Origin of the sequence: Micromonospora rubida (assembly GCF_009908295.1) — a bacterium.
Classification (GTDB): Bacteria; Actinomycetota; Actinomycetes; order Mycobacteriales; family Micromonosporaceae; genus Micromonospora; species Micromonospora rubida.
On sequence record NZ_JAAALO010000013.1, the window covers coordinates 103,363 to 129,830 of the forward strand.

General features: G+C 73.4%; 26 protein-coding genes. 15 read left to right on the top strand and 11 right to left on the bottom strand.

Features of this window, described 5'->3' with window-relative positions; translation table 11 throughout:
* Positions 1-125: 125 nt before the first annotated feature.
* From GVV04_RS29665 to GVV04_RS29690, 6 genes are all read left to right on the top strand, one after another.
* Positions 126-362 (top strand): helix-turn-helix domain-containing protein, encoded by a 237-nt coding sequence (locus GVV04_RS29665; RefSeq protein WP_161692315.1) that lies wholly within the window; start codon positions 126-128, stop codon positions 360-362.
* On the top strand, positions 362-940 hold the full coding sequence (locus tag GVV04_RS29670; RefSeq protein ID WP_161692316.1) for a Clp protease N-terminal domain-containing protein: 579 nt from the start codon (positions 362-364) through the stop codon (positions 938-940). Before GVV04_RS29665 ends, GVV04_RS29670 begins: the two co-directional genes overlap by 1 nt.
* Before the next feature lie 152 nt (positions 941-1,092).
* Positions 1,093-2,079 (top strand): diacylglycerol/lipid kinase family protein, encoded by a 987-nt coding sequence (locus GVV04_RS29675; RefSeq protein ID WP_161692349.1) that lies wholly within the window; start codon positions 1,093-1,095, stop codon positions 2,077-2,079.
* Complete coding sequence (locus GVV04_RS29680) at positions 2,072-3,073, top strand: YihY/virulence factor BrkB family protein (protein ID WP_161692317.1); 1,002 nt, start codon at positions 2,072-2,074, stop codon at positions 3,071-3,073. Before GVV04_RS29675 ends, GVV04_RS29680 begins: the two co-directional genes overlap by 8 nt.
* An 81-nt stretch (positions 3,074-3,154) precedes the next feature.
* Positions 3,155-4,645 carry a phosphatase PAP2 family protein gene (locus GVV04_RS29685; protein WP_161692318.1) on the top strand — a complete coding sequence of 497 codons (1,491 nt, stop codon included), beginning with the start codon at positions 3,155-3,157 and terminating at the stop codon, positions 4,643-4,645.
* A gap of 20 nt (positions 4,646-4,665) precedes the next feature.
* Positions 4,666-5,457, top strand: coding sequence for an endonuclease/exonuclease/phosphatase family protein (locus GVV04_RS29690; RefSeq protein WP_407938855.1), 792 nt, complete (start codon positions 4,666-4,668; stop codon positions 5,455-5,457).
* Between the two features lie 821 nt (positions 5,458-6,278).
* On the opposite strand, the gene GVV04_RS29700 is transcribed toward GVV04_RS29690, so the two are convergent.
* The gene (locus GVV04_RS29700; RefSeq protein ID WP_201754359.1) at positions 6,279-6,464 is read right to left on the bottom strand and encodes a hypothetical protein; all 186 of its coding nucleotides are present in this window, start codon (positions 6,462-6,464) and stop codon (positions 6,279-6,281) included.
* An 81-nt stretch (positions 6,465-6,545) separates the two neighbouring features.
* Positions 6,546-7,508, bottom strand: a complete 963-nt coding sequence (locus GVV04_RS29705; RefSeq protein ID WP_161692320.1) for a TIGR03557 family F420-dependent LLM class oxidoreductase — start codon at positions 7,506-7,508, stop codon at positions 6,546-6,548.
* A gap of 554 nt (positions 7,509-8,062) precedes the next feature.
* Between GVV04_RS29705 and GVV04_RS29710 the strand changes: the two genes are divergently transcribed.
* A complete protein-coding gene (locus tag GVV04_RS29710; protein ID WP_161692321.1) occupies positions 8,063-9,421 on the top strand; it encodes a cellulase family glycosylhydrolase in 1,359 nt (452 codons plus the stop codon).
* 191 nt (positions 9,422-9,612) lie between these two features.
* Here the strand turns inward: GVV04_RS29710 and GVV04_RS29715 are convergent, their stop codons facing one another.
* Both GVV04_RS29715 and GVV04_RS29720 read right to left on the bottom strand, forming a co-directional pair.
* Complete coding sequence (locus GVV04_RS29715; protein ID WP_161692350.1) at positions 9,613-10,869, bottom strand: RNA polymerase sigma factor; 1,257 nt, start codon at positions 10,867-10,869, stop codon at positions 9,613-9,615.
* 3 nt (positions 10,870-10,872) lie between these two features.
* Positions 10,873-11,274, bottom strand: coding sequence for a YciI family protein (locus GVV04_RS29720; RefSeq protein WP_161692322.1), 402 nt, complete (start codon positions 11,272-11,274; stop codon positions 10,873-10,875).
* 315 nt (positions 11,275-11,589) lie between these two features.
* Between GVV04_RS29720 and GVV04_RS29725 the strand changes: the two genes are divergently transcribed.
* Positions 11,590-12,348, top strand: coding sequence for an SDR family NAD(P)-dependent oxidoreductase (locus tag GVV04_RS29725; RefSeq protein ID WP_161692323.1), 759 nt, complete (start codon positions 11,590-11,592; stop codon positions 12,346-12,348).
* 86 nt (positions 12,349-12,434) lie between these two features.
* On the opposite strand, the gene GVV04_RS29730 is transcribed toward GVV04_RS29725, so the two are convergent.
* The 3 genes from GVV04_RS29730 to GVV04_RS29740 all read right to left on the bottom strand — a co-directional run bounded on the left by GVV04_RS29730 (position 12,435) and on the right by GVV04_RS29740 (position 15,336).
* The gene (locus GVV04_RS29730; RefSeq protein ID WP_161692324.1) at positions 12,435-14,573 is read right to left on the bottom strand and encodes an alpha-galactosidase; all 2,139 of its coding nucleotides are present in this window, start codon (positions 14,571-14,573) and stop codon (positions 12,435-12,437) included.
* Positions 14,574-14,722: 149 nt separating this feature from the next.
* Positions 14,723-14,980 (bottom strand): hypothetical protein, encoded by a 258-nt coding sequence (locus GVV04_RS29735; RefSeq protein WP_161692351.1) that lies wholly within the window; start codon positions 14,978-14,980, stop codon positions 14,723-14,725.
* A 98-nt stretch (positions 14,981-15,078) separates the two neighbouring features.
* The gene (locus GVV04_RS29740; RefSeq protein ID WP_161692325.1) at positions 15,079-15,336 is read right to left on the bottom strand and encodes a DivIVA domain-containing protein; all 258 of its coding nucleotides are present in this window, start codon (positions 15,334-15,336) and stop codon (positions 15,079-15,081) included.
* Positions 15,337-15,773: 437 nt separating this feature from the next.
* Between GVV04_RS29740 and GVV04_RS29745 the strand changes: the two genes are divergently transcribed.
* From GVV04_RS29745 to GVV04_RS29755, 3 genes are all read left to right on the top strand, one after another.
* Positions 15,774-16,631: a helix-turn-helix domain-containing protein gene (locus GVV04_RS29745; RefSeq protein ID WP_161692352.1), complete on the top strand. Its 858-nt coding sequence runs from the start codon at positions 15,774-15,776 to the stop codon at positions 16,629-16,631.
* Positions 16,628-16,864, top strand: a complete 237-nt coding sequence (locus tag GVV04_RS29750; RefSeq protein ID WP_161692326.1) for a DUF397 domain-containing protein — start codon at positions 16,628-16,630, stop codon at positions 16,862-16,864. Before GVV04_RS29745 ends, GVV04_RS29750 begins: the two co-directional genes overlap by 4 nt.
* 207 nt (positions 16,865-17,071) lie before the next feature.
* The gene (locus GVV04_RS29755) at positions 17,072-18,103 is read left to right on the top strand and encodes a sporulation protein (protein ID WP_161692353.1); all 1,032 of its coding nucleotides are present in this window, start codon (positions 17,072-17,074) and stop codon (positions 18,101-18,103) included.
* Positions 18,104-18,174: 71 nt separating this feature from the next.
* Here GVV04_RS29755 and GVV04_RS29760 read toward each other — a convergent pair whose 3' ends face one another.
* Positions 18,175-18,546 (bottom strand): hypothetical protein, encoded by a 372-nt coding sequence (locus GVV04_RS29760; protein WP_161692327.1) that lies wholly within the window; start codon positions 18,544-18,546, stop codon positions 18,175-18,177.
* 233 nt (positions 18,547-18,779) lie between these two features.
* On the opposite strand from GVV04_RS29760, the gene GVV04_RS29765 reads away from it, so the two are divergent.
* The gene (locus GVV04_RS29765) at positions 18,780-19,187 is read left to right on the top strand and encodes a hypothetical protein (RefSeq protein WP_161692328.1); all 408 of its coding nucleotides are present in this window, start codon (positions 18,780-18,782) and stop codon (positions 19,185-19,187) included.
* A 106-nt stretch (positions 19,188-19,293) separates the two neighbouring features.
* Here GVV04_RS29765 and GVV04_RS29770 read toward each other — a convergent pair whose 3' ends face one another.
* Positions 19,294-21,513 (bottom strand): HelD family protein, encoded by a 2,220-nt coding sequence (locus GVV04_RS29770; protein WP_161692354.1) that lies wholly within the window; start codon positions 21,511-21,513, stop codon positions 19,294-19,296.
* A 224-nt stretch (positions 21,514-21,737) separates the two neighbouring features.
* Between GVV04_RS29770 and GVV04_RS29775 the strand changes: the two genes are divergently transcribed.
* Entirely contained in the window at positions 21,738-22,364 is a 627-nt protein-coding gene (locus tag GVV04_RS29775) for an SGNH/GDSL hydrolase family protein (RefSeq protein WP_161692329.1), read from the top strand.
* Between the two features lie 65 nt (positions 22,365-22,429).
* On the opposite strand, the gene GVV04_RS29780 is transcribed toward GVV04_RS29775, so the two are convergent.
* Together GVV04_RS29780 and GVV04_RS29785 are read right to left on the bottom strand one after the other, a co-directional pair.
* Positions 22,430-24,211 carry a tetratricopeptide repeat protein gene (locus GVV04_RS29780; RefSeq protein ID WP_161692330.1) on the bottom strand — a complete coding sequence of 594 codons (1,782 nt, stop codon included), beginning with the start codon at positions 24,209-24,211 and terminating at the stop codon, positions 22,430-22,432.
* A gap of 60 nt (positions 24,212-24,271) precedes the next feature.
* Positions 24,272-24,733, bottom strand: coding sequence for a MarR family winged helix-turn-helix transcriptional regulator (locus GVV04_RS29785; protein ID WP_201754361.1), 462 nt, complete (start codon positions 24,731-24,733; stop codon positions 24,272-24,274).
* Between the two features lie 47 nt (positions 24,734-24,780).
* On the opposite strand from GVV04_RS29785, the gene GVV04_RS29790 reads away from it, so the two are divergent.
* On the top strand, positions 24,781-25,302 hold the full coding sequence (locus GVV04_RS29790) for a VOC family protein (RefSeq protein ID WP_161692331.1): 522 nt from the start codon (positions 24,781-24,783) through the stop codon (positions 25,300-25,302).
* A 49-nt stretch (positions 25,303-25,351) separates the two neighbouring features.
* Positions 25,352-26,278 (top strand): hypothetical protein, encoded by a 927-nt coding sequence (locus tag GVV04_RS29795; protein WP_161692332.1) that lies wholly within the window; start codon positions 25,352-25,354, stop codon positions 26,276-26,278.
* Positions 26,279-26,468: the final 190 nt, after the last annotated feature.

A 26,468-nucleotide genomic window follows, 5' to 3' on the forward strand; every position in this document is an offset into this window, starting at 1 on the left:
AACGATGAACCGCCCCGGCGCAACCAGGGCGGTCCAGATCGAACGTGAGGGCCTGGCAGGGCGCGGGGGTGCACCGAGTGTCAACTTTTGTTGACACACTGGCGCTGTCAATGTAAGTTGACGACATGAGTCAGGCAACGGAACTCGCGGCGGCAGCCGGCAGCACCGATCCCCGGGTCGGTCTGCGCGCCGTGCGCGCCCTGCGCCGGCTCCTCGAACGGCTGGAGGTGGTCCAGGTGGACAACGCCCGACGGCAGGGCTGGTCCTGGCAGGAGATCGCCGACGTCCTAGAGGTCAGCCGGCAGGCGGTCCACAAGAAGCACGCCGGGCGACCGGCGACCCCGAGCTCTTGGGAGGCGTGATGTTCGAACGGTTCACCGACCGGGCCCGCGAGGTGGTTCGCGCGGCCCGCGACGAGACGCGGGCCGCGGGCCAGCGCCAGATCGACACCGAGCACCTGCTGCTCGCCGTCCTCGCCGACGCCGACAGCCTCGCGGCACGGTTGCTGCGCGACGTCGGCATCCGCGCCGACGACCTACGCTCCGCCGTCGCCCGGCACACCGCCGACGGCGGGGCTGGGCTCGCCGAGGTCGACGTCGCCGCGCTTCGCGAGATCGGCATCGACCTCTCCGCCGTCGTCGCCCGGGTCGAGGAGTCCTTCGGCCCCGACGCGCTGCGCGAGGCCACCCCCGGCCCACGCCGCCGCTGGCTCCGCCGGCAGCAGCCCGGCGGAGTGTTCTCGCCACGGGCGAAAAAGGTGCTGGAGCTGGCGGTGCGGGAGGCGCTCGGGCTGAAGCACCGGCACATCGGCACCGAGCACATCCTGCTCGGCCTGCTCCGCGAGGCCGGCGGGACGGCCGCCCTGGTGCTCACCGAGGCCGGTCTCGACCTGGCCGACCTGCGTCGCCGGGTGGAGAACGCCCTGCGGATGGCGGCCTAAAAAGGGAGGGAGGAGCCTTCTCGGCCGCCAGGTGGGCAGAAGCGGCACCTCCCTCCCGCAAACCTGATTTCGGTGCGCGCAACCTCACCGGTTGCCGGGTCGCCGCCCGGTCGGAGTTGCTGCACACTAGCGCCGTGGATGCTGAGCAGGACATGCGTTCGACCCCCACCGACGGCGGGTTGCGCTCCGCGGTGGTGGTCAACCCGGTGAAGGTGACCGATCTCGACGAGCTACGCGAGACCGTCGACGCCGCCCTCACCGCCGCCGGCTGGCCCGAGCCGCTGTGGTTCGAGACCACCCCCGACGACCCGGGCCGAGGTCAGACCGAGGAGGCCGTCAAGGCGGGCGTCGACGTGGTCTTCGCCTGCGGCGGGGACGGCACCGTGATGTCCTGCGTCAGCGGCCTGGTCGGCACCGACGTGGCCCTGGCCGTCCTGCCCCAGGGCACCGGCAACCTGCTCGCCGCCAACCTCGGCCTCTCCACCGACCTGGCCGCCGGGCTGGAGGTGGCCGTCGAGCGGGGGCGCCGGCAGCTCGACGTCGGCGAGGTCGAGGACAACTACTTCACCGTCATGGCCGGGATGGGCTTCGACGCGCAGATGCTCGACGCCACCTCGGAGACCACCAAGGCCCGCATCGGCTGGCCCGCGTACGTCGTGGGGGCCGCCCGGCACCTGCGGGACCGGCCGATGAAGGTCTCCATCCGCATCGACGACCGGCCGCGGTTGCGCCGCCGGGCCCGCTCGGTGCTGGTCGCCAACGTCGGCCGGCTCCAGGGCGGGGTCACCCTGCTCCCCGGCGCCGAACCGGACGACGGCTGGCTCGACGTCGCCGTGCTCACCCCGCGCACGCTGCGGCACTGGCTGGCCATGGGCTGGGCGCTGGCCCGCCGCCAGGGCAGCGTGCCCCGGATGGAGGTCTTCCGCGCCCGCCGGGTGGAGATCACCAGCAACCGGGCCCAGCCGCGCGAGCTCGACGGCGACCTTATCTCCCCCGGGCGGCGGCTCGTGGCCGAGATCCGTCCCCGCGCCCTGTGGCTCTGCGTGCCGCAGCCCGAGGAGACGCCCGACCTGGCCGTCGACGCCTCCGCAGCCGGAGAGCGGGGCGAGGAGCTGGTCGAGGAGGCCCGACGTGAGTAGCACCAGGATGGTGCCGGAGACCCGGCTCATGACCGACGAGGAGCTGTCGGCCGACGACGCCTGGCACACCCTGCGCCGGCAGGGCGGCTGGTGCCTGCTGCGGGACGCGTTCGTCCGGTTCCGCTACGGCGACGGGTTCAGCCACTCCCGGGCGTTCGCGTTGCAGCTCTGTCTCGCCGTGGTGCCGTTCCTGATCGCCCTCACCGGCCTGATCACCGACCTCGGCGCCGGCGCGGGCGGCGAGGTGGTCGCCGACACCGTCCTCGCCCTGACCCCCGGGCAGAGCGATGCGATGGTGGCGGATCTGCTGGTCGACAGCGAGCGCACCGAGGACGCCGGCGAGTTGGCACTGACCCTCGGCCTACTCACCGGCCTCTTCGCGCTCACCACCACCATGGCGCAGATCGAGCGGGGCGCGAACCGGATCTACGGCGTCGAGCGGGACCGCCCGGCGTTGTGGAAGTACCTGCGCGCCGCCGTGCTCGCGGTCGTCGCCGGCGTCCCGGCGCTGACCGGCTTCCTGATCCTCGTCGGCGGCGGGGCGATGGGCGACTCGGTGCGGCGGCACTACGACTGGGGCGAGTTCGCCCACGGCGCGTGGGAGTTGGTCCGCTGGCCGTTGAGCCTCGGGCTGACCGTGCTCGCCGTGGCCATGCTGTTCCGGCACGCCCCCCGGCGCAAGCAGCCCGGCCTGTCCTGGCTGTTCTTCGGCGCCGGCATCGCCACCGCGCTGTGGTGGCTGGCCAGCCTGCTGCTCGCCGTGTACGTGCAGGTCAGCGAAGGGTTCGGGCAGACGTACGGGGCGCTCACCGGGATGATGGCGCTGCTGCTCTGGGCCAACCTCACCGGGATGGCGCTGTTCGGCGGGCTGGCCTTCGCCGCCCAGTTGGAGGCGATGCGGATCGGCGTACGGGAGCCGGCCCAACCGGACCGGTGGCAGCCCGAGGCCGAGCGCGAGGAGATCCACGACACCGGCGAGATGACCTCGCTCTGACCCCGTCGGCGACACCCCACGGTGTACGCGACCCGCGAACCGGGTAAACCGCCTCGCCAGGACAGACAAGGGAGGTGCGGGATGACCGCGGTCAAAGAGGCGGTGCGGCGACCACTCGGCCATTTCGCTGAGCGGAGCATCGCCGGGCTGGTGGCCGTCGGCGGCGCGGGGGTCGCCTTCGGCCTGCTGCTGATGCTCGTACGCTTCCACTGGAGCCCGCTGAACGACGCCGACCACGAGGTCGCGGAGTGGTTCAACGGGCTCGTCGCGCCGCACGGCGCCCTGGTGACCGTGCTCCAGGCGGTCACCGATCTCGGCGGGCGGCCGGTGCTGATCTGGCTGGTCAGCGTCGCCGTGATCGGGCTGCTGATCCGGCGCCAGGCCCGGCTGGCCGTCTACCTGATCATCACCGGGGTCGGCGGGCTGATCCTCGACCCGTCGCTGAAGGCCGTGGTCGGTCGGCTCCGCCCGGTGGTGGACGTGCCGATCGCCAGCGCCCCCGGCAACAGCTTCCCCAGCGGCCACGCCCTCGGCTCGTTCGTCGCGTACGGTGCGCTGCTGCTGGTGTTCCTGCCGGCCATGGCGCCCCGCTGGCGCAAGCCGGCGATCGCCATCGCCGCCGCGCTGGTGGCGCTGGTCGGGCTGACCCGGATCGCGCTGGGCGTGCACTACGTCTCGGACGTGATCGGCGGCTGGCTGCTCGGCGCGGCCTGGTTGGGCATCACCGCGTACGCCTTCCGGCTGTGGCGGCGCGAGCGCGGCCGGCCGGTGCCGCCGCTGACCGAGGGCCTGGAGCCCGAGGCGGGGCACGACATCGCCCCCGCCCCGGCCGAGGAGCACGTGCTGGACCACCCCCGCTCCACCGTCGCCGAGCTGCTGGTCGGCTGGGTGCTGGTGTTCGGCGCGCTGTACGCCTTCGGCACGTTCGTCAGCTACCACGCCAAGGACACCTTCTTCGGCACCCTGGACACCGAGATCCCGCGCTGGTTCGCCGAGCGGCACACCGACACGCTGACCGACGTGAGCTGGTGGTGGAGCAAGCTCGGCGACACCCACGCGATCCTGATCGTCTCGCTGGTGTTCTGCCCGCTGGTGCTCGCCGTGTGGCGACGCTGGCGACCGGTGCTCTTCGTGGCGCTGGCGATGTTCGGCGAGCTGACCCTCTTCCTCGCCTCCGCCCACGTCGTCGACCGGCCCCGCCCGCCGGTGGAGAACCTGGACGGGCAGATGCCGACCTCGTCGTTTCCGTCCGGGCACATCGCCGCCACCATCTGCCTCTGGCTCGCCATCGCGGTCATCGTGTTCCCCCGCACCGACCGCTGGTGGCGGTGGATCTTCGTGGCCCTGGCCGTGATCATGCCGGTCGGCGTGGCCACCTCTCGGATGTACCGGGGCATGCACCACCCCACCGACTTCATGGGCGCGATCCTGCTCAGCGCCCTGTGGATCGGCCTGCTCTACTGGGCGATCCGCCCCAACGCCGACCTGGCCGAGGGCAACCAGCCGGCCATCAACTCCGAGCAGGTCGACGAGCTGGACGACGAGCTGGCCAAGGCCGGCCGGCCGGACTGACCCGCGCCATGCTGCGGCTGATGACCTGGAACATCAAGACCGGCGGCCGGGACCGGACCGGTCCCGGCCGGCTGGACCGGGTGGCCCGGGTCGTCGCCGCGCAGCGGCCGGACCTGCTGGCCGTGCAGGAGCTGCGCGGCTTCGACTCCGGCGACGTGCTGGCCGGCTTCGCCGCCGAGGTGGGCATGTGGCCGTACCTGGCCCGGTCCTGCCTCGGCCAGCCGGTGGCCGTGCTGGTCCGTCCGCCGCTGCGGGTCCGCGCGGCGGGCCCGGTCCGCCGGCCGTTCCACCACGCCGCCGTACGGGTCACCGTGGCCACCGACGCCGGGCCGTTCACCGTGCTCGCCGCCCACCTCGACCCGTACACCGGGCTGCGGAGGCGGGTCGAGGCCGGCTGGCTGGCCGCCGCCGTCCGCCGGGCACCCGGGGAGCTGGCGCTGCTGGCCGGGGACCTGAACACCCTCGACCCGGGCACCGACCACACCGCCCGGGTCGCCCGGCTGTCGTCCGCGTACCGCCGCCGTCACCTGCGCCGGGACGGTCGCACGGTGGAGACCCGGGCGGTGGCCCGACTCGCCGCCGCCGACCTGGTCGACCTGCACGCCGCGCTCGCGCCCGGCGACGAAGGGCTGACCGCGCCCACGCGACACGGCGGCGGTGCCGAGTTCTCCGGCATGCGGCTGGACTACCTGTTCGCCACCCCGACGCTGGCCCGGCTGGTCCGGTCCTGCGAGGTGCGGCGCGGCGGTGAGACCGAGTACGCCTCCGACCACTATCCGGTGCTCGCCGAGCTCGACCTGAACCCGGCCTGACCAGCACGCGCCCCGGCCCCGGCCCTCGGCCCCCGGCCCGGCGTGCCCTTCCGGAACGATCACTATCGCCGGAGCCTTCTACGTCGTGCCGTCGCCTTCTCGCTGCCGGCGCTCTCGACGCTCGGCCCGTGAACGCCGCCCCGACCGGGCAACTGAAACCGCATGCGCTGCTCGCCGTGATCGCCCGGGGCGTGGCCCCGGCCGTGGTGCTGCCCGTGCAGCTGCCCGGGGAACCGCTGGCCGCCTCCACCGGTCGCCGCACCGTCAACCTCCCCTACGGGCTGCTGCTCCGTCCGGCCACCCACCCACCCCGCCCCCTCTCCACCCCCCGTACCCCGTCGATCTTGCACTTCGGGCCCCGGCGGCTCCGTACCCCGTCGATCTTGCACTTCGGGCCCCGGCGGCTCCGTACCCCGTCGATCTTGCACTTCTGGCCCGCTGGCCCCGGATTCCGTCGATCATGCACTTCTGGCCCGCTGGCCCCGGATTCCGTCGATCATGCACTTCGGGCCCCGACCAAAGGGGCAAAAACCCCATTGCCGGGGCCGGAAGTGCAAGATCGCGGTGAGCGGTGAGCGGTGAGCGGTGAGCGGTGAGCGGTGAGCGGTGAGCGGTGAGCGGTGAGCGGGGTGTGGGGTGCGGGGGGTGAGCGGGGTGAGCGGTGAGCGGGGTGGGGGTGGGAGTGGGGTTAGAGGAGGAGGTTGAGGAGGACGGTCAGGGCGATCGAGGCCAGGACCGAGAAGAGGATCATCAGGAGGCAGCCGAGGCCACCGCCGAGCGGGCGGATCTCCGTGTTGCCGATGCGCATGGCGGTCCTTGTCCTAGTGCGAGGCGAGCAGGGCGCGTACCGCTGCGGCGACCTCGGACGGGGCGGTGGTGGCGACCCAGACGTCGCGGAGCAGGATCGGGGCCTGCAACGGCGCCTCGCGCAGGGTGTCGACCAGCCAGCGGCCGAACTGTGCTAGCTGGGTGCGGGCGGCCGGGTCGCTGGTCGGCCCGGCCAGCACCAGCGCCCGGACCCGCCCGGGGTGGGGAGAGCCGCACCGGCGGGACCGCAGCGGACGGGCTCCTCGGCCGGACCGTGGCCGTCACAGCTCGCGGAGCCGGGGCAGCAGCTCCTCTCGGGCCCAGTCCAGGAACATCGGCTGGGTGTCGCCGCCGATCTGGACGAGCGCGACGTGGGTGAAGCCGGCGTCGACGAACTTCTTGAACGCCTCCACGTGCCGGTCGACGTCCGGGCCGCAGGAGATCCCCTCGGCGACGTCCTCCTCGCTGACGAACTGGGTCGCGGCGGCGAACGAGTCCGGCCCGGGCAGGTCGGCGTTGACCTTCCAGCCCATCCCGAACCAGCGGAACTGGTCGTGCGCGATCTTGCGGCACTCCGCCTCGTCCGGGCCGTAGCAGATTGCCACCTGGCCGTACCGGGGCTGGCCCGCGCCGCCCGCCTCGTCGTACATCTGAATGATGTGCGGGTCGGGTTCGGTGGCGACGATCCCGTCCGCGTAGTCGGCCGCGAGCGTCGCCGACTGCCGGCCGGACGCGGCGACGGCCATCGGCACCGGCTGGCCGGGCCGGTCCCAGACGTACGCGTCGGGCACGTCGTAGTGGTTACCGGAGAAGGTCAGTGTTTCGCCGTTGAGCAGCGGCCGGATGATCTGCAACGCCTCCTCGAACATCTCGTGCCGCTGCTGCACGTGCGGCCAGCCGCCGACGACGTGCTCGTTGAGGTTCTCCCCGGCACCCAGGCCGAGGGTGAACCGGCCGTCCGACAGAACCCCGATCGTGCTGGCCTTCTGCGCCACGACGGCGGGGTGGTAGCGGCGGATCGGGCAGGTCACGAAGGACATCAGCTCGGCCCGGCTGGTGGCGTGGGCGACCGCGCCGAGCACCGACCAGGCGTACGGGGCGTGGCCCTGGGAGTCCAGCCAGGGGTAGTAGTGGTCGGAGATCACGAGCTGGTCGAAGCCGGCGGCCTCGGCGCGCACCGCGTGGTCCACCAGTTCTTTGGGGCCGGCCTGCTCGCACATCAGGGTGTAACCGACGTTGACCATCGCGGCATCTCCTTTGCTCTCCCGATCGTCCCCGGATACCCCGACCGCCGGTCACCAACCCTCGAATCCTCTTCGCCCCCACCCCGCCCCGCCCCCACCCCGCCCCCGCCCACCCCGCCCCCGCCCACCCCGCCCCCGCCCACCCCGCCTGTGCCCGCGCTTTCTGAGAAAGAGTGGTCATTCCGGCGAGGATGGCCACTCTTTCCGTGAACGAGTGGGGTGCACGGAGGGCGAGGCTTAACCGGTTCAGGTGGATGGTGCAGCCTTTCCCGGTGGGGGCGGTGGTCTCCGGGGCGGGGGTGGGGTGTCTTGCGAGGGGTGCCGCTGGTTGTTCGGCCGGGCCCGGGTAGGTGTCGCAGGCGTGCGGGCCGCCAACGGGACTTGACCGTCGATCGGCCATTCACTGAACCGGTTGCTCCGGGCGGGTCATCGGCCTACGCTGATCCCTGCGCCGTCGGGAGCCGGACGGGCGGCTGACGGGCCAGTCGCCTTCCTGTCGTCACCACCACCGCACCCCCGCTTGGGCACGGGGGTGACCCTCCCTGAGGAAGGCCATGAGAAAACGTCTCTCCGTCGCGGGCATCGCCCTGCTGACGGTCCTCGCCGCCGTGTTCGCCTTCGGGCAGCCGGCGCACGCCGCCGCCGGCTTCTCGGTCGCCAACGGCAAGCTGTACGACGCCAACGGCAACGAGTTCGTCATGCGCGGCGTCAACCACGCCCACACCTGGTACCAGCAGCAGACCAGCTCCTTCGCCAACATCAAGGCGCTCGGCGCGAACACCGTGCGGGTGGTGCTGGCCAGCGGCGACCGCTGGGCCAAGAACGACGCCGCCGACGTCGCCAACGTCATCTCGCTGTGCAAGGCCAACAAGCTGATCTGCGTGTTGGAGGTGCACGACACCACCGGGTACGGCGAGCAGAGCGGCGCGATCACCCTGGACCGGGCGGTCGACTACTGGCTGAGCATCTCCAGCGCCCTCGCCGGCCAGGAGAAGTACGTCATCGTCAACATCGGCAACGAGCCGTACGGCAACCAGGGCTACGGCACGTGGGCGACCGACTCGGCCAACGCGATCAAGCGGCTGCGCACCGCCGGCCTGACCCACACCATCATGGTCGACGCCCCGAACTGGGGCCAGGACTGGTCGTTCACCATGCGCGACAACGCCGCGTCGGTCTTCGCGGCCGACCCGCAGAAGAACACCGTCTTCTCGATCCACATGTACGGCGTCTTCGACACCGCTGCGGAGATCAGCGACTACCTCGGCCGGTTCCGCACCGCGAAGCTGCCGATCGTGGTCGGCGAGTTCGGCTTCGACCACTCCGACGGCAACCCGGACGAGGACACCATCCTGTCGTACACGCAGGCCAACGGGATCGGCTACCTCGGCTGGTCGTGGAGCGGCAACGGCGGCGGCGTCGAGTACCTCGACATGGCCACCAACTTCAACCCGGCGGCCCTGACCACCTGGGGTCAGCGGATCTTCAACGGTGCCAACGGGATCAGGGCGACCGCGAAGGAGGCCTCGGTGTACGGCGGGGTCACCCCGACCACTCCGCCCCCGACCACTCCGCCCCCGACCACCCCGCCGCCCACCACGCCCCCGCCGACCGGCGGCTGCGCGGCGACGTACACGATCGTCAACCAGTGGCAGGGCGGCTTCCAGGGCGAGGTCAAGGTGACCGCCGGCTCCGCCGCGATCACCGGCTGGACGACGAGGTGGACGTACGCCAACGGCCAGACCGTCACCCAGTCCTGGAATGCCACGGTGACCAGCAGCGGGGCGGCCGTGACCGCCCGCAACGTGGCCTACAACGGCAGGCTCGGCGCCGGGGCCAGCACCAGCTTCGGCTTCCTCGGCAGCGTGGGCGGCACCAACGCCGTCCCCGCCGTCACCTGCACCGCGAGCTGACCGACCGAAGCCACCGGTGGCCGGGTCCGCACGGGCCCGGCCACCTCCCGTCCGGTACGCGGGCGGCGGCGAATCCCCCGCCAGGTCCTCCGGGTACGTCGACCGTCACCTCGGCGGCGGGGTGGGGCGCCCGGGCTCAGCCGGCCGGTCCGTCGAGGCGGGCGGCCCTGATCCGCGTGGGGCGCCCGGGCTCAGCCGGCCGGTCCGTCGAGGCGGGCGGCCCGCATCCGCAGGTAGTGCTGCTCCGGCAGGCTTGTCGTCCGGTCGGCGGCGGCCCGGTAGTGGGCCACGGCGCTTGGCGTGTCGCCGGCCAGCTCGTACAGGTGAGCCCGGGCCGCGTGCAGCCGGTGGTGCCCGGTCAGCCGGGGGTCGGCGTCCAGGACGGCGAGGGCGTCGAGCCCGACGGCCGGGCCGTGCACCATCGCGGTGGCCACCGCCCTGTTCAGCGCGACCACCGGGTTGCCGGACAGGCGCTCCAGCACCCCGTACAGGGCGAGGATCTGCGGCCAGTCGGTCGCCTCGGCGCTGGGTGCCTCGTCGTGCAGCGCGGCGACGGCGGCCTGGAGCTGGTACGGGCCGACCGGCCCCCGCGCCATCGCCCGGGTGACCAGCGCGACCCCCTCGGCGATCGCCGACGGGTCCCATCGACCACGGTCCTGGTCGGCCAGGGAGATCAACTCGCCGGACGGGCCGGTCCGGGCGGCGGCGCGGGCGTCGGTGAGCAGCATCAGCGCGAGCAGCCCGGCGACCTCGCCGTCGTCGGGCAGCAGTGCGTGCACCGCCCGGGTGAGCCGGACGGACTCCTCGGACAGGTCGGCCCGGCGCAGGTCCGGGCCGATGCTCGCGCTGTGCCCCTCGGTGAAGATCAGGTAGAGCACGTGCAGCACGGTGGCGAGGCGCTGCTCCCGCTCCGCCGGGTCCGGCAGCCGGAACGGAATCCCGGAGTCGCGGATGCGCTGCTTCGCCCGGCTGATCCGCTGCGCCATGGTGGCCTCGGGTACGAGGAACGCGCGGGCGATCTCGGCGGTGCTCAAACCGCCCACCGCCCGCAGGGTCAGCGCGATCGCCGACCCCGTCGACAGGGTGGGGTGGCAGCACAGGAAGAGCAGGACCAGGGTGTCGTCCCGGTCCGCGGTCGACGGCTCGTCGGCGGCCGGCGTGGCGTGGCGGTGGCCAGGCTCCCGCCGGGCCGCGCGGTCCTCCCGGTCGCGCCGGGCCGCCTCGGCGCGCACCAGTTCGATCATCCGGCGGTACGCGACCTGCACGAGCCAGCCCCGGGGGTGTTCCGGCAACCCCTCGGCCGGCCACTGCGTCGCCGCAGCGAGTAGTGCCTCCTGGACGGCGTCCTCGGCGGTGGCGAAGTCGCCGAACCGGCGGGCGAGCACGCCGAGGACCTGCGGCGCCAGCTCGCGCAGCAGGTCCTCGACGGTCCGGTCCGGTGCGGTCAGGCGTCACATCTCCTGCGGCGGGCCCGACATGATCGGGTGCACCTCGATCGGCATGTTCACCGGCCGGCCGCCGGGGCCGGGGGCGGTGGAGATGTGCGCGGCGATCTCCACCGCCCGTTCGGGGGTCTCACAGTCGACGATCCAGTAGCCGGCGAGGAACTCCTTGGTCTCGGCGAACGGCCCCTCGGTGATCACCGGCGCCCCGCCCGCGCCCGCCCGGACGATCCGGGCCTGCTGCGGGCCGGCCAGCCCCTGGCCGTCGACCAGCTCACCGTCGGCGGCGAGCTTGCCGTTGGTGTCCACCATGAACCCGATGTGCGCCTGGATCTCCTCCGGCGTCCAGGTGTCGATCGACGGGAAGTCGGTGTTCTGGGCGCTGAACTGCATCAACAGCATGTACTTCATGGTTCGCTCCTCATGCCTGCGCACCGATTCTCGGTGCTCGCACCCCGAGGTAGAAGCCGCCACTCCGGTTCTCGACAACGGCGGCGGAGATTTCCGCGAAGATCTTCCCGCCGGGACGTCCCCTGCTGGCCGGCGCGATACACCGGAGCTCTGCCGCGGCTGGGAGCCAAAGCGCAGCAGCGCCCTTCGCCTCCACCCGCCCGGGGCTTTCGGCCCTGCGGTCCAGCCTCTCCTGACAGCATGGTTAGGAGGGATTTCCCGTGCGGGACATGGACGGATGAGCCCGCCGCGGGGGCCGGGGAATGGAGAATGACCATGAGCGAGCAGCGCTTCGCCGGACGGGTCGCGGTCGTGACCGGAGCCGGATCGGGTATCGGGCAGGCGGTCGCCCGGCAGCTTGCGGTGGAGGGAGCCACGGTCGTCGGCTGTGACGTCGATGCCGAGGGTCTCGCCGCGACCGCCGAGCTGGTGGAGGAGGGCGGCCAACCCGGGACGATGATCGTCGCCGACATCACGGTGCAGGCCGACGTCGACCGGATCGTCGCCGCGCTGCCGGACCAACGCGTCGACCTGTTGGCCAACGTGGCGGGGGTCATGGACCACTTCCTCCCCGTCACGGAACTGGACGACGCCACCTGGGACCGTGTCCTGGCGGTCAACCTCACCGGTCCCATGCGGCTGTGCCGGGCCATGCTGCCGCTGATGACGGCGCGGGGCCGGGGTGCGATCGTCAACGTCGCATCCATCGGTGGCCTCACCGGAGCGGTCGCCGGCAGCGCGTACGTCTCCTCGAAGCACGCGCTGGTCGGCCTGACCCGCTCGATCGCCAACCTGTACGCCGAGGACGGCGTCCGGGCCAACGCGGTCTGCCCCGGCGGCGTCCAGACCAACATCGGCCGCAGCTCCGCGCCGAAGGTTCCGTGGGCGTACGAGCGTCTGGAGCGGTCGTTCGGACGGGTCACCCGGACGGCCACGCCCGCCGAGGTGTCCACGCTGGTCTGCTGGCTGGGCTCCGACGAGGCGATCAACGTCAACGGGGCCGTCGTCGCCTCCGACGGAGGCTGGACCTCCTGAGTCGGCGCGGCAACCGCCCCCGAGCGGCCGGTGGTGGGCCACGGACGCCTCGCGAGGCCGGGCTGCCGATATCAAAGCGGCGGGCGTCAGCCGATCGCGTCGACCTCCAGTAGCAGGGTCTGCGCGGGGTGCAGGGCGGGAAGCTGGAGGCCGACCGACCCCAGCACCGCGCCGAACAGGGTGACCCCGTCGGGCAGCCAGCCGGGCTCGGTGAGCTGCAACACGGCCGGCTCCGGCACGCCGGCCACCGGACGCACCGCGTACCGGCGGGCCCGGTCCAGCCCCGGCAGCCGCACCGGGCCCGGGATCTGGGCGACCGAGGTGGCCAGCCGCGCCACGGCGTACACCGCCCGGGATTTGTCGGTGGCGACGACGCCGTGGGCCCAGACGGCCGGGTCCGGGTGGTCGACCCGGACCACCCGCCCGGAGTGCAGCAGCGGGCGGATCCGCTTGTACAGCGCCACCCAGGCGGTCAGCTCGGCTCGCTCCTGGTAGCCCACCGCGCCGATGTCCCACTCGATCCCGAAGTGGCCGAAGAGCGCGGTGGCGGCCCGGAACCCCAGGTCGTGCACCCGGCCGGTGGTGTGCGAGCGCTCCGGCCCGACGTGGCTGCCGACCAGCTCCGGCGGGAGCAGCAGCCCGGTCCAGCGCTGGATGGCCAGCCGCTCCAGGGCGTCGTTGCAGTCGCTGGCCCAGACCCGGTCGGTGCGGCGCAGGATCTCCAGGTCCACCCGCGCGCCGCCGGACGAGCAGCTCTCGATCTCCACTCCCGGGTGGCGGCGGCGCAGCTCGTCGAGCAGCCGGTAGACGGCGAGGGTCTGCGCGTGCACCCCCGGCCGCCCGGCGTGGCCGGCCTCGGTGAGGTCCCGATTGTGGTCCCACTTCAGGTACGCGATGCCGTCGTGCGCGGTGAGCAGCGCGTCGAGCAGCCCGAGCAGGTGGTCGTACGCGTCGGTGCGGGCCAGGTCGAGGACCTGCTGGTGCCGCCACTGCGGCGGCAGCCGGCCGGGCGCGGCCAGCACCCAGTCCGGGTGGGCGCGGAACAGGTCGGAGTCCGGGTTGATCATCTCCGGCTCGACCCAGAGGCCGAACTGCATGCCGTGGCCGCGCACGTGGTCGATCAGCGGTTGCAGCCCGTTCGGCCAGACGGTCTCGTCGACGTGCCAGTCGCCGAGCCCGGCCCAGTCGTGCCGGCGGCCCCGGAACCACCCGTCGTCGAGCACGAACCGTTCCACCCCGACCCGCGCCGCGTGGTCGGCGAGGGCCCGCAACCGGTCCAGGTCGTGGTCGAAGTAGACCGCCTCCCACACGTTGAGGGTCACCGGACGCGGGGAGCGGGGATGCCCCGGCCGGGCCCGCAGGTGGGCGTGCAGCACGTCGCTGAGCCCGTCCAGCCCGGCGTCGGACCACGCCGCGTAGAGCAGGGGAGTGGTGTACGACCCGCCGGGGGCGAGCAGCACCTCGCCGGGGGCGAGCAGTTCCCCGCCGCCGAGCGTCGACTCGCCGGTGGGCCGCCGCTCGGCGACGGTGACGTGGTCGCCGCTCCACGCGGTGTGCACCGCCCACACCTCGCCGTGGCGGAACCCGAACCCGGCCGTCCCGGCGGCCAGCAGCAGCGTCGCGTCGTGCCCGGTCCGGCCGTGCCGGCCCTCCCGGACCCACGCGCCCATCGGCCACGGGTGCCGCTGCGGGCTGCGTTCCCGGCACCACCGGCCGGTGAGGTCGAGCAGTTCGACCGCGACCGCCGGCACCGGCAGCACCGGGGTCAGTTCCCGCAGCTCGTACGGGGAGTCGCCGTCGTTGCGCAGCGCATGCCGCAGCAGCACCAGCCCGGTCGGGTCCAGCTCGACGGTGACGGTCAGCGCCAGCGCGGCGGCCGGGTCCGTCGCCGTCACGGTGACCCGGGCGGAGCCGGTCGGGTCGTCGTCGGTCACGTCGAGGGCGTCGAGCCGGAACGCGGTGGACCAGGCGGCGCCGTCGCGGTGCCCGGCCAGCCCGGGCCGGCCGCTCCAGCCGGCGCTGGCCTCGGGCAGCAGGGACAGCACGGTCGGCGCGTCGAAGCTGCTCGGCACCACCGGCGCGACGCCGGCGTCGACGAGCGCGGACAGGTCGTCGGCGGCGAGCGGGCCGAGCTCGGCGCCCCAGTGGGCGACCCGGGGCAGCCCCGGCCCTCGCGCGTCGAGCACCAGGCTGGTCCGCGCCCGGCGCAGGTGGACGATCGTCATCCCGTGGACGCTCCCAGCGTGAGCCCCCGGCTCTCGGTAAAGATCGATCAACATGAAATCGTAGGCAGCTTAAGTTACCCGCCCGTTCGGCGCTGTCAACCCTGACGAACTCGGGGTCGTGGCGTCGAAGACAGCGACGGTGAATTCGCTCAACTTCGCGGCGTTCGCTCAGCTCCCGGGCCCACTGGGTCGCACGGCCCGTCGTGGTCGGCCCGGCGGGCGCAGCGCCGGCGGCCCGGCATGATCCGGTCGCAGAACACCCAGTGCCGTACGTGCTGGGCGTCCTCGGCGGAGACGGTGGTGCCGCCTGCCTCGACCTGCGGCAACGACGTCAGTGAACGGGCCAGCGCGTACGCGAGGCGAAGCGCCCCGGCCAGGTCCGCGACCGCCACCGGCAGGTGGATCACGTGGCGGGGCGCGGGATCGTCCGCCCCGGTGAACGCCTCGACGGCGGCCCGGGGCAGCGGCGCGAAAACGCCGGCCGGGGGGTGCGCCGGTCCCGGGGTCACGACTGGCACCGTCGGGCCTGGGCGCTCTGCCAGTCGCGCAGCGCCCGCTTGATCCGGGTGTTCTCCTCGCTGAGCCGGGTCAGGTCCTGGTTCAGCGCGGCCAGTTCCAGCGCGACCCGGTGCAGGAAGCGGCGTACCTCCCGGGGGTCGAGTCCCCGGCGGCCGAAGCCGGCGGCGGGGAACTGGCGGTCGCGCACGTGTCTCGGGTGCAGCCGCAGCGGTGGTGTGCCGCCGTAGACGGTTCCTCGGGTCATCGGTCGCCTCCATGGTTGGTGGATGGGGCGGCCCTGGCGGAGGGGGAGTTCCGGGCAGGGCCGCCCCGCCCGGCGACCGCAGCCTCAATCGGCGAGTACGGCTCACCGGGCTGCCGGTGGGTGGTGCTGATTTCCGGACAGGTCAGGGTCGCGGGGACCCGCCTCTCCGTGATAGGTATTCATCAAGTCGGTCGGAGCCGGAATGCACGCGGAAAGCGGCTCCATGTTGAGACCCGACGAGAACCGGTATGCGTCTGCCACACGCGAAGCCGTCTCTCGTCACCTTCTCGGCTGTTGGCACAGCCGCGGTTGCCGTGCTTGCGCCGGGTGTCCCCGGGGCCGGTGATCACCCTCACCCGAAGACCACATTTCCAGTGGGCTCGAACTGGAGCAATGGTTCCTTCGCGGGCCTCGCCAACTTTTTCGAGAGGTGGATCATGCCGCACAAGCCGTTCGTTCGGACGCTGCGCGCACAATGGCTCGGCCAGCAGTTGAGGGCGCTGCGCGAGGCGCGGGGCATGACGTTGAAGCTCGTTTCGGAGCACCTGCAACGCGACATGTCGGCGCTGGGCCGCTACGAGCGGGCGGACTGGCCCATCCGCAAGGGCGACGTCACCGCCCTGCTCGACCTGTACGGCTTCCACAACGCCGCCGAGCGGGCCCGGCTCCTCGCCCTGGCCGAGGAGGTGTGGCGCACCGACCGCTGGGACGAAGACTACGGCGACGTGGTCGACTCGTCCTTCATCCAGTATCCCTGGCTGGAAGACCGAGCCGACAGCATCTGTTCCTACAACGCTCTCCTGCTGCCTGGTCTACTCCAGACGCGGAGCTACGCAGAGGCCGTCATTCGCAACGCTGCAGAACCGGGGGTCCCCGAGCCGACGATAGAGCGGTGGGTAGAACTCCGAATTGAGCGGCAGCGAGTGCTCGACGGACCCACCCGGATCGCGGCGGTCCTCGACGAGGCTGTCCTGCGCCGTCCCGTCGGCGGCCAGACGACGATGGCGGACCAGCTTCGCCAGCTCACTCAGCTAATCCGTCGCAGGAACATCGACGTGCGGGTGCTCCCTGCCGAAGTCGCTCTGCATGCCGGTATGGACGGCACCTTTACCCTCTTCACGCTTCCCTCTCCCTACCCTGAGGTCGCCTATCTGGAGAATCTGGGTGGGCGGCTCTACGTGGAAGCGCCGAAATCGCAGCGGTTCGTAGACGCGTACGATCGGCTTGTGAAAGCCGCACTCGGCGAAGCCGAGTCGGCAGAGATGATCGCCATGATCGCGGAGGACATGTCATGAATGAGACCCTGCCGCCGGTTGCGTGGCACATCAGCACCAAGAGCAACGACAACGGTGGGAGTTGCGTGGAGGCGGGGCCGGTGCTCGACGGGTCCGGCCGCGTGGCTGTCCGGCACAGCAAGGCGCGGGACGCGGGGACGATCGTCTACACAGCCGACGAGTGGGCGGCCTTCGTCGGCGGCGTCAAGGACGGCGAGTTCCACCTCGCCGCCGGTGGCAGCCGGACGCACTGACGCGACATCAGCTCCAGGCGTGCGGCCAGGCCCTGCCGGGTCTGGCCGGGCGCATGGACGGGGCAGCTCCATAGCGCTCGAAAGGAACCCTGCCGCCGGGCGACACGCCGGGACCCTCACAGGCACTTCACAGCGCGAGTGGTTACGGTCACCTGCGTGAGCTGCGACGCTCCAGCGTGGAGCGCGCACCCGTATGCGGGAGTGGCGATGGTCTTCAAGAAGATGTTGAGCGCGTTCGGCGTGGGCGGTCCGACTGTGGACACCGTCCTGACCAACCCGAACACCCGGCCGGGCCTCGCCCTTGAGGGCAGGGTCAACCTGGTCGGCGGCGACGCGTCGGCGGCCATCGAGCAGATCGTCGTCGGCCTGGTCACCCGGGTCGAGATGGAGAGCGGCGACAGCGAGTACGCCGGCGTGATGGAGTTCCACCGGCTGCCGGTCGCCGGGGCCTTCGAGCTGGCCCCGAAGCAGCAACTCTCGCTCCCGTTCCAGCTTCCGATGCCGTGGGAGACCCCGATCACCGACGTGTACGGCCAGCGCCTGCACGGCATGACGATGGGGCTGCGTACCGAGGTGGCGGTGGCCCGGGCGGTCGACAAGAGTGACCTCGACCAGGTCAACGTCCACCCGCTGCCGGTGCAGGAGCGCATCCTGGACGCCTTCGCCCGGCTCGGCTTCCGGTTCAAGGGCGCCGACCTGGAGCGTGGCCACATCCGTGGCACGCAGCAGACGCTGCCGTTCTACCAGGAGATCGAGTTCTTCGCCGCGCCGCAGTACGCGCAGGCCATCAACGAGGTCGAGCTGACCTTCGTGACCAGCTCGCAGGGCATCGACGTGGTGCTGGAGTGCGACAAGCGGGGCGGCTTCCTCAGCGCCGGCCACGACGTCTTCGGCCGGTACCGCGTCGCGCACACCGACGCCGACCGGGTCGACTGGGCGCAGGTCGTCGACGGCTGGCTCCGGGAGACCACCTCCCACTACGGCGGCCTGCGCGCCCAGGGCTTCGGTGCGCCTTCCGGCTACGGGGCCCCGCACGGCTACCCGATGCAGCACGGGCACGGCGGCCACGGGCACGGCGGCCACGGGCACGGCGGCCACGGCCGGGGCGTGGGGATGGGCGGCGTCGTCGCCGGCGTGGCGCTCGGCGCCGTCGGCGGGATGGTCGCCGGCGAGATGATCGAGGACGCGGTCGAGGGCGACTTCGCCGAGGACTGGGGCTTCGGCGGCGACGAGGAGTGACATGAAGGACGACGGTGGCCCTCCGGAGAATCCCGGAGGGCCACCGTACTGCTCGGATCTGATCCGTGCGGTCAGTGTCGGCTCTTGCGCTCCGCACCGCTGCGGAAGCTGCTGCCGGCCTTGGCCAGACCCCGGCTACCGAGGTAACCGATGGACAGCAGCGTGATGAAGAACCAGGCCTGCGGGGCGCGGAAGATGTCCACCCCGACCGAGTTCTTGCCGACCAGGTACGACGCGGCCAGCACGCCGATCACCGAGGCGACGTAGATCCAGAACTCCGTCGTCAGGAAGGCCTGCTTGGTCTCCGTACCCGGCGCCTGCATCGGCTCGCGGTGCCCGTCGTGCATCATCGGCATCTGCCGCGTGGGCGCTTCGTTCATCGCGCGGTTCGGCGCTTCCCGGGTCCGGTTCGTCGGCCTGGTGGATGCAGCCTGCGTGCTCATCTTGATCCTCCTCAGGATGCGATGAGTCCTACCTGCGCTCCCTCGCCCCGCTACCGCGTTTCGGCCACGGCAGGGTTCTCGTGCTCGGCGGGGGCACCCCCGACTACCCGGGGGTTCGGCGAGGTAACACCCGCCGCCCCCGAATGACGGCGTCAGCGCGGGCCTGCCGTGGGGTTTGGTCGGCGGGCACCCGGGCACGCAGGACGATCCGACAGATCTGCGAGGTGATGGACGTGCGTGAGGACGACATGGTGCGGGAGTCCGCCCGCAAGGCCGAGCAACGGATCGCCGGCGGGGTGTACGGCCCGGGGGCCCTCGACGAGGTCACCGTGCCGCAGACCGACGAGACGCGGGTCCTCCAGGAGGAGGATCCGGGTGACCCGGCGGACGTCCCGATCGACCCGGAGGTGCTGCGCGACGGAGGCCCGACCCGGGGCCAGGGCGCGGTGACCACCACCGGCGGCACCGCCGGCCCGGCGAGCGTCCGCCGGGTGGCCCGGCAGCCGGAGCAGCACCCGGGAAAGGTAGCGCCGACCACCACCGGCGACGCCACCACGGGCGGCCTGAGCACCCCCACAGGCGGTCCAACGAGCGACCAGTCAAGCAGCGCCAGCCAGATCGGCGACTTCACCGACGAGTGAATCCCGCACTTTCACGGAATGAGTGGCTGTTCGGCGTCGCAAGGCCACTGATTCCGTGAAAGTGCGCCGCGTCCCGGGTGGGGGTGGGGGGTGGGGGGTGGGTGGGTTAGGGGGTGGTGCGGAGGATGCCCAGGCGTTGGGTGGCGCGGGTGAGGGCGACGTACAGGTCGCTGTGCCCGCGCGGGGACTCGGCCACGATCCGCTCCGGGTCGACCACCAGGACGGAGTCGAACTCCAGCCCCTTGGCCTGCCCGACGGTCAGCACCACCACCCGGCTCTCCAGCTCCGGGTGCTCGCCGACGGCAGCCTCCGGCAGCACCGCGACCAGGGCGGTGCCCAACTCGTCGACCCGGCCGGCGGGGACGATCACCCCGAGCCGCCCGTCGGCCAGCTCGGCCGCCTCGGCGACCGCCGCCCCGGTCAGTTCCGCGGCCAGCCGGTCCTCGGCGACCCGGCGGTCCCACGGCGGCACCCCGCTCTCCCGTACGGAGCGCGGCGGGCGCAGCTGCGGGTCGATCTTCGTCAGCACCTCGGCGGCCACCGCCATGATCTCGGCCGGGGTGCGGTAGCTGACGGTCAGCTCCTCCAGCCGCCATCGCTGTGCCACGTACGGCTCCAGCGCGTCCGCCCAGGACGGCGTGCCGGCGAGCGCGCCGGTCTGCGCCACGTCCCCGACGATCGTCATCGATCGGCTCGGGCAGCGGCGCATCAGCAGCCGCCACGCCATCGGCGACAACTCCTGCGCCTCGTCGACGATGACGTGCCCGAACGCCCAGCCCCGGTCGGCGGCGGCGCGCTGGGCGGTGGTCAGCCCGTCGGACTCCTCCTGGCGCTCCAGCAACCGGTCGGCGTCCAGCAGGTCGGTGACGCCGAGGATCTCGCCGCCCTCGGCCTCGTCCTCCACGTCGATGGAGCGGGAGCCCCGGGCGATCTCCAGGACGCCCTCGGCGTACTCGCGTTGGAAGGCACGGATGCGTTGCCGGCGGGCGGCGGCGGTCCGGTCGTCCTCGCCGAGCAGCTCGGCGGCCTCGTCGAGCAGCGGCACGTCGGCCGGCGTCCAGCCCCCCGGCTCGCGGTGCAGCAGGGCCCGCTCGGCGTCGGTCAGCTCGGGCGCGGCGGCGGCGATGCGGGCGGGGTCGGCGTACAGGTCGGCGAGCAGGCGCTGCGGGGTGAGCACCGGCCAGAGTCGGTCCAGCGCGGCCCGCACCTCGGGCTCCTCGCGCAGCTCGCGGCGGATCTCCGCGACGTCCGCCTCGTCGAGCAGGTTCTCCCCGCCCAGCGGGTCCGTGCCGATCCGCTCGGCCACCTGGTCGGCGAGGGCGTGCACGATCTCGACGTCGAAGACCGCGCGGGTCAGGTTGTGCGGCCGGCCGGTGCGGCGGGCGCGGTCCCGGGCCACCCGGACGGTCTCCGGGTCCAGCCGCAGCACCTCCCGCTCGACCTCGATCTCCAGCGGTTCGTCGGGCACCCACTGCCGGTCCCGCACGGCCTCGGCGAGCACCTGCACCATCTCCGCGCGGCCCTTGATCGCCGCGGCCTCCGCCGGCTCCGTCCGGCGGGCGCTGACCCCGGGAAAGAGGTCCCCGGGGGTACGCAGCAGCACGCCCGTCTCGGCCAGCGCCGGGAGCACCTGCGAGATGTAGCGCAGGAACGTCTCGTTCGGGCCGACCAGCAGCACGCCACGGCTGGAGAGCGCACCCCGGTGGGTGTAGAGCAGGTACGCCGCGCGGTGCAGGGCGACCGCGGTCTTGCCGGTGCCCGGGCCGCCCTGGACCACCAGCGTGCCGGGCAGGTCGGCGCGGATGATCCGGTCCTGTTCGGCCTGGATGGTCTCGACGATGTCGCGCATCCGGCCGGTCCGGCCGGCGGTGAGCGCGGCGAGGAGCGATGCCTCCCCGGTCAGCTCCTCGTGGGCGGTGGGGGAGGCGGCGGCCAGGTCGAGCACCTCGTCGTTGAGGGCGGTCACCTTCCGTTGCCGGGTCCGCAGGTGCCGCCGCCGCCGTACGCCCTGCGGGTTGGCGGCGGTGGCCAGGTAGAAGGACCGGGCGGCGGGGGCCCGCCAGTCCATCAGCAGCGGGTCGTAGTCGCCGCTGGTGTCGAAGATGCCGATCCGGCCGATGTAGTGGCGCGCGTCGTCATCGGTGTCGAGCCGACCGAAGCAGAGCCCGTTCTCGACGGCGGAGAACTGCTCGACCTGTTCGGCGTACATCTGCACGGAGCTGTCCCGCTGGGACCGGGCCTGGAGGGTGCCGCCGGTGGTGTGCAGTTCCTCGGCGAGTCGCCGGGCGGCCTGTTCCCGCATGCCGTCCAGCCGGCCGTAGAGCATGGAGACGTACTCCTGCTCGGGGCCGATCTCGTCGTCGTGCCGTAGCTCGTCGGGACCCGCCGAGTGCCTTGACAAGCCGTCTCCCTAGTGATTAGGATTGCAATCGGAACGGCGATTATCAGCCGTTCCTTTTTTGTGCCTGAACTGCAAAAGATACCGTGCGACGGCCTCTCCCACCAAGCGGTCGGGCGGGACACCGCCGCCGGGGGGCGGAGTCGCGCGCGATGTTGCTGGGTGCCGGTCAGCGGGTCGTCTTCATCGGGGACAGCATTACCGACTGCGGCCGGCGGGACGCCGCCGCCCCCTACGGCGTCGGATACCCGAGCCTGGTCCGCGCGTTCGTCGACGCCCGGCACCCGGAGCGCGAGCTGACGTGGGTCAACCGGGGGATCAGCGGCAACACCGTCCGGGACCTGGCGGCCCGTTGGGACGCCGACGCGATCGGCGAGCGCCCCGACTGGCTCTCCGTGATGATCGGGATCAACGACATCTGGCGCGCGTTCAGCCCGGGCCGGGAGGCCGAGGCGGTGCCGATCGACGAGTACGAGCGCACCCTCCGCACGCTGCTGCGCCGGGCCGTGGACGCCACCGGGTGCCGGCTGGTCCTCGCCGACCCGTTCCTCATCGAGGCCGACGTCGACGAGCCGCAGCGCGCCGAGACCGACCGGTACGCCGCCGTGGTGGCCGCCCTCGCCAAGGACTTCGAGGCGGTGCACGTGGCCACCCAGGCCGCCTTCGACCGGGTGCTGCGGCACAGCCCGTCGAGCCGCTGGGCCGACGACCGGGTGCACCCGGGGCTGCCCGGCCACGCGGTCATCGCGGACGCCTTCCTGACCGCGCTGGCCGCCTGAGGCCCACCCGCCCCGCCCGGCGACGTGTCGGGCCCGGCGCCCGGTCGGCCGGCCGCGCATCCCGGTCAGCGGCGGTTCGTGCAGACCTGGCTGGTCCGGCCGACGGTCTCCACGGACCACACCACCGCGACGGTGAAGCAGTAGTCGTCGGCCCGGTCCAGGCCGTAGACCAGCAAGCTCGTGCTGCCCGGCGGGAGGGTCTCGAAGGCGCGAGGCTCTTGCCCGGACTGGCCCTTGGCGAGCACCACCGGCCCGTTCGCGCCGGCTGGGTACGTCCAGCGCAGCGCGATGTTGTCCCGGTTGTCCCGCACGGTGAACCCGCCCGGCGGGGTGCCGGGTGAGGCGGCGGCCCGGGGGCTGGCCGGCGCTCCGCCGGACGGTGCGGCGCCGGACGGGCCGTCGCCCGGGGCGACGGAGCCCGGCGGGGCGGTGACCGAGGGCGACGGGCCGGGTGCCGGGCCGCCGACCCGGGCGACCCCGGCGATCACCGCCGCCGTGCCGAGCACCACCACGGTCACCCCGCCGAGCACCACGAGCGGGGTGAGCCGGCGCGGCGGGGGCGCGGGCGGGCGGGGGACCAGCACCGGGAGCAGCCGGGACCGGTCCTCCCGGGTCACGGGCGGGCGCACGGCCCGCACCCCGGCCGGCTCGTCGGCGGCACCGGCCAGGCCGACGACCGTCGGGGGCAGCGAGCTCGCGGCCGGCCATCCCGGCTCGTCCGGCCACCGGCCGTCGTCCTCCGGGTACGGCCCCCGTGCGTCGCCGTCCCGGGGCCACCGGCCGTCGTCCTCCGGGTACGGCCGGACGTCCCGTGCGTCGCCGTCCCGGGGCCACCGGTCGTCGTCGACGGCGCGGGCCGGGGCGCCGGGTGCGGCGTGTTCCCTGACCCACGGATCGTCGTCGGCCGGGGGGCCGGGGGCCTCGCCGGGCCAGCCGTCGTCAAGCCCTGGGTGCGCGGGGGCCCCTGCGTCGCCGTGGTGGGCCGCCCCGTCCGGGGGCGTCCGGGGGGCGGGCACGGCCGGCGGGTGCGGGTCGTCCTCCGGCGGCCACGCCGTCTGGTACGCCGGTGGCCCCTCGGCGGCCGGCGAAACGCGGGCCGCCGGGACCACGGGTGCCTCCGCCGGCTCCTCCCGGTCGGCCGGTGGCGTCCGCGCGCAGACGTGGTCGGGGTTGGCAGCGGCCCGGGCCAGGCCCGCCACCTGCACGGCGAGCGGGTCGTCCACGGCGAGGTGCTGCCGACACAGCTCCCGGGCCAGGGCCAGGTGGTCGTGCGCCTCGGCGAACTCCCCGCAGTCGCGCTGCATCGCCCCGAGCCGGGCCAGCATCTTGATGCCGCTGGGGTGGCCGTCCCCGTACACCTCCCGGTGCAGCTCCCAGGCGTCCTGCAGCCGCTCCCGGGCCACCCCGCACTGGCCGCGGGCGTACTCGACGGTGGCCAGGTCGGCGTGGGCGGCCAGCACCCGCAGCGACTCCGGGCCGTCGGAGGCGGTCAGCTCGATGATGACGTCGGAGTAGAGCCGGGCGGCGCGGGCGTAGCTGCCGACCCGGTGCAGCACCGCAGCGAGGGTCGCCGCCGCCGAGACCGTACGCGGGTCGGAGGGGCTGTACAGCCGGCTCGTGGCCGCGTACGCGAAGGCGGCCCAGCCGCGCGCCGAGTGGGGCTCGCCCAGCGCGACCAGCACCCGGGCCTGGAGCCCGGCGGCGTCGGCCAGCTCGGGGGAGGCGTGGTCGGGGCGCGGATCGGCGTCGCTCAGCGCGTCGGAGAGCAGCTGTTGCGCGCCGGCCAGGTCGCCGGCGGACACCAGGTGGTGCGCCTGGCGGGTCAAATCACCGAAGGCGGAGGACACGCCCCATCGTGGCCGTCCCGCGACAATATGTACAACCCCCCGACTATCGCGATTCGGTCATCATCCGGTCAGGTGGTCGGAGAGCGTCTCGCTGATCCGGCGAAGCTGGTCGACCTGGGCGGGGCTGAGCGCGTCGAAGAGGTGCCGGCGCACCCCCTCGACGTGGCCGGGCGCGGCGGCGGCGAGCGTGGCGTGCCCGGCGTCGGTGAGCGCGGCGACCTGCCCGCGCCGGTCGGTCGGGCAGTCCTCCCGGCGGATCCAGCCGGACGCCTCCAGCCGCGCGGCGGCGTGCGAAAGCCGGCTGCGCGAGGAGCCGGTCGCGTCGGCCAGGTCGCCCATCCGCAGCCGCCGGTCGGGCGCCTCCGAGAGCCGGACCAGGATCTCGTAGTACGCGTGCGGCATGCCCGCGTCGCGTTGCAGCTCGCGGTCGAGCGTGTCCATCAGCGCCCGGGAGGCGGCGAGGTACGCCCGCCAGGTTCGTTGCTCGTCAGGGTCCAGCCAGCGGGTCATGGACCCCAGCATAACCGAACTTGTTGAATGCTCAACTAAATCGCGCTAGCCTGGGCGGCATGGGAATCCATCGCCTCAACCACGCCGTCCTCTACGTCTCCGACCTGGCCCGCAGCGTCGCCTTCTACCGCGACGTGCTGGGCTTCCGGGTCATCCCGATGACCCCCGACGGGTTCCGGGGCGCGGCCTTCCTCCAGGCCGCCGGCTCCACCAACGACCACGACCTCGGCCTGTTCGAGCTCGGCCGGGCCGCCGGCCGCTCCACCGCGGGCCGGGCCACCGTCGGCCTCTACCACCTGGCCTGGGAGGTCGACACCCTCGACGAGCTGGCCGGCACCGCCGAGCGGCTGGCCGCCGCCGGGGCCCTGGTGGGCAGCTCCGATCACGGCACCACCAAGAGCCTCTACGGGCAGGACCCGGACGGGCTGGAGTTCGAGATCGTCTGGCTGATCCCGGCCGACCGGCTCGACGACGACGCCCTGGCCGCCCGCAAGCGGATCGGCCGGCTCGACCTGGACCGCGAGCGGCAGCGCTACGGCGGTCAGACCCGCGGTGGGGTGGGCATCTCCGTCCCGGCCTGACCGCCGGGGTGGGGAGCCGCGCCCCGGGCCGGTGGGGTAGAACGACAACATGCCGACCGACACCGCACTGCGCGAGCTGCTCGCCCGACAGCTCGAAGCCTGGTTGCCCGCAGCGCTGCACCGCGCCCGGCGGGCCACCCTCGCCCTGGCGTACGCCGGGACCGACGCGGGGGGCGCGGACGCCGCGCTGCGGGCGGTGGCGGACCTCGCCGACCGGCTGCGCGGGTTCCGGCTGACCATCCTGGTGCTGGCCGACGGCGACCAGGCGCTGCCGGCCCGGCTGGGCGCGATCGAGGCGACCCTGCCCGCCGAGGTGGCCGTGCACGTCATGCCCGGCGACCCGGGGCGGCTGCCGGTGGCGCTCAAGGCGGCCGGGGCGGTGGGCGCCCCGCTGCTGACCGTGGCCCACGGCGCGGACCCGACGCCGGCCCTGCTGGCCGCCGCGCGGGCCGGCCGCCCGGCCGACCTGCTGCTGGTCACCGGCCCCGGTGCGCCCCTGCGGCCGGCGCTGGACGCGGCCGGCTTCCCGCTGGTCACCGAGGTCGACCTGGTCGCGGCGACCGCCCCGGTGGCCGGCTCGCCGGCGTCCGGCGGGTCCGACGGGTGGCGGGTGGCGTTCGCGACCTCGTCGGACCGCAGCCTCCAGGCGTTCAAGGACGCGCTCTGGGCGGTCGCCGCCGGGGCGTGCCTCCGCGACCCGGCCGACCCGCGCGGGCGGCCCCTCGACGTCGTCGCGGAGCCGGACCCGGGCCCGCTGGCCCGGGAACTGCTCGCCGAGCTCGACCGCCACGGCCCGGGTACGGTCACCGAGCTGCGCCGGCACGCCCTCACCGCCACGCCCTACCGGGCGACCGACGCGACCCGGGCGGTGACCGGCCTGCTCGACTCGGGGGCGGTGACCCGCGACCCGGAGCACGGCCGGCTCGGCGGGGACGTGGTGATCACCGCCGTCCCGGGCGGCGAGTCAGCTGCTTGAGCACGATGGACGCCCCGGTGAACGTGACCAGGCCGGCGACCGGGGCTGCACCTGTTCGGGATCGTCCGCGACCGCGACCCGCCGCCGGGTGACAACTCGGCCCACTGCGGCCAGAACAGCGAGTGGGGGGGCGGCGGGATAGCCCGCCCCCCCCCCCAAAACCCGACGCAGGGCCCCGGCAGGGACAACG

Excerpts from the sequence above, each read along its gene's own strand:
- GVV04_RS29795 (WP_161692332.1), top strand. The coding sequence starts at position 25,352 with ATGCCGACCGACACCGCACTGCGCGAGCTGCTCGCCCGACAGCTCGAA.
- GVV04_RS29730 (WP_161692324.1), bottom strand. The coding sequence starts at position 14,573 with ATGACGATCGTCCACCTGCGCCGGGCGCGGACCAGCCTGGTGCTCGAC.
- GVV04_RS29785 (WP_201754361.1), bottom strand. The coding sequence starts at position 24,733 with ATGCTGGGGTCCATGACCCGCTGGCTGGACCCTGACGAGCAACGAACC.
- GVV04_RS29790 (WP_161692331.1), top strand. The coding sequence starts at position 24,781 with ATGGGAATCCATCGCCTCAACCACGCCGTCCTCTACGTCTCCGACCTG.
- GVV04_RS29725 (WP_161692323.1), top strand. The coding sequence starts at position 11,590 with ATGAGCGAGCAGCGCTTCGCCGGACGGGTCGCGGTCGTGACCGGAGCC.
- GVV04_RS29740 (WP_161692325.1), bottom strand. The coding sequence starts at position 15,336 with ATGACCCGAGGAACCGTCTACGGCGGCACACCACCGCTGCGGCTGCAC.
- GVV04_RS29675 (WP_161692349.1), top strand. The coding sequence starts at position 1,093 with ATGCGTTCGACCCCCACCGACGGCGGGTTGCGCTCCGCGGTGGTGGTC.
- GVV04_RS29705 (WP_161692320.1), bottom strand. The coding sequence starts at position 7,508 with ATGGTCAACGTCGGTTACACCCTGATGTGCGAGCAGGCCGGCCCCAAA.
- GVV04_RS29775 (WP_161692329.1), top strand. The coding sequence starts at position 21,738 with ATGTTGCTGGGTGCCGGTCAGCGGGTCGTCTTCATCGGGGACAGCATT.
- GVV04_RS29770 (WP_161692354.1), bottom strand. The coding sequence starts at position 21,513 with ATGCTCTACGGCCGGCTGGACGGCATGCGGGAACAGGCCGCCCGGCGA.
- GVV04_RS29760 (WP_161692327.1), bottom strand. The coding sequence starts at position 18,546 with ATGAGCACGCAGGCTGCATCCACCAGGCCGACGAACCGGACCCGGGAA.
- GVV04_RS29690 (WP_407938855.1), top strand. The coding sequence starts at position 4,666 with ATGACCTGGAACATCAAGACCGGCGGCCGGGACCGGACCGGTCCCGGC.
- GVV04_RS29685 (WP_161692318.1), top strand. The coding sequence starts at position 3,155 with ATGACCGCGGTCAAAGAGGCGGTGCGGCGACCACTCGGCCATTTCGCT.
- GVV04_RS29745 (WP_161692352.1), top strand. The coding sequence starts at position 15,774 with ATGCCGCACAAGCCGTTCGTTCGGACGCTGCGCGCACAATGGCTCGGC.
- GVV04_RS29755 (WP_161692353.1), top strand. The coding sequence starts at position 17,072 with ATGGTCTTCAAGAAGATGTTGAGCGCGTTCGGCGTGGGCGGTCCGACT.
- GVV04_RS29670 (WP_161692316.1), top strand. The coding sequence starts at position 362 with ATGTTCGAACGGTTCACCGACCGGGCCCGCGAGGTGGTTCGCGCGGCC.
- GVV04_RS29750 (WP_161692326.1), top strand. The coding sequence starts at position 16,628 with ATGAATGAGACCCTGCCGCCGGTTGCGTGGCACATCAGCACCAAGAGC.
- GVV04_RS29710 (WP_161692321.1), top strand. The coding sequence starts at position 8,063 with ATGAGAAAACGTCTCTCCGTCGCGGGCATCGCCCTGCTGACGGTCCTC.
- GVV04_RS29665 (WP_161692315.1), top strand. The coding sequence starts at position 126 with ATGAGTCAGGCAACGGAACTCGCGGCGGCAGCCGGCAGCACCGATCCC.
- GVV04_RS29720 (WP_161692322.1), bottom strand. The coding sequence starts at position 11,274 with ATGAAGTACATGCTGTTGATGCAGTTCAGCGCCCAGAACACCGACTTC.